A 1,168-nucleotide genomic window follows, 5' to 3' on the forward strand; every position below is an offset into this window, starting at 1 on the left:
CCGCGGCAGGAATAGGCCGAGATCTGCTTGATCTCGACCACGCGCTGGCCGAACCAGCGCTGCGCCGCCGGCTGCACCGAGTCGGCGATCCAGCGGTCGAGCGCCGACACGATCGGACAGGCGAGCGTTGCGGTCGGCTTCACCGCGACGGGACCGACGGCGGCGACCGGATCGCGCGACGGCCCGAGTCGCGGCGGCGGGTCCTGCGGATAGGCCGCGCGGGGCGGGGCCTGCGGCCGATCCGGCGCGGCGGGATAGGACGACTCCGGCGGCAGATTGACGTCGTCCTCGCCGGCCGGCGGCTCGAGCTGCAGCGGCGCGCCGGGCGCCGCGCCATAGCCGGGCTGTGCCGATGCGGCGGCCGGATAAGCGGCGCTCGATGACGGATAGGCCGGCTGCGGCTGATAGGTCGAGGACGGATAGCTCTGCGGCTGTTTGGCGATCGGCCAGCGCGGCTGGCCGCCGATCGTTCCGGGCGGCCGCAGGTTCTCGTCGGCAAAGCCGTAGCTCGCGATGGATTCGCCGAGCGCCGCCACTTTCAGCGGATAGTCGGCGCCGCACATGCCGGGGCCGGAGATCGGATCGATGCGGACGATGTCCGCGCTCTCCTTCACCGCGCCGGATTTCAGGCAGGCGATCTCGGCCTCGGCCCGCCACGGTTCGCGCTCCTGGAAGAATCCACGGCCGCAACCCGCAAGCGAGACAAGGACGATGGAGCCGACGAGATACAAACGAACTCCGCGCGTCATCTGCAGAGGTTTGCGGCAATTTGCTTAAGGAGCTGTCAATGCCGTCTGTTGACGGTGCGGAAACCATCATCAGAGGGCAGCCGGCCGATCGGCGCGCTCGTATGCCGCGTTCACCTTCGTTGGCGATCGTGATCGGCCTGGTCTGGCGAGCCGGTGGCGAGGACCGTGACGCGCATCACAGAGGCCCGGGCCGAGCCGATCTAAGAGTTCCCTCAGGTTCACGACGCCGCCCGAGGGAGCTCATCCATGAAGACCGTGTATCTGGCCGCAGCCGCCGTTCTGATCGCGAGCAGCGCCGCGCAGGCCGGCAGTTCGATCGCGTTCGATTTCGACGGCCACAAGATCCGCGTGACCGTGCCGCGCAACTGCCAGTCGCTGTCGTGCCTGCAGGTCTCCGGCGTCGATCTCAGCGGGCTGAA

1 protein-coding gene is annotated in these 1,168 nt (G+C 69.1%); it reads right to left on the reverse strand.

The genetic code is table 11. From position 1 onward, the window contains the following. Positions 1-749 (reverse strand): extensin family protein (locus BRAS3809_RS20135; protein ID WP_035657131.1); only part of this gene is annotated, 749 nt, incomplete at its 3' end. Positions 750-1,168 lie beyond the last annotated feature (419 nt).

The sequence above is a fragment of the Bradyrhizobium sp. STM 3809 genome (assembly GCF_000239795.1).
GTDB lineage: Bacteria > Pseudomonadota > Alphaproteobacteria > Rhizobiales > Xanthobacteraceae > Bradyrhizobium.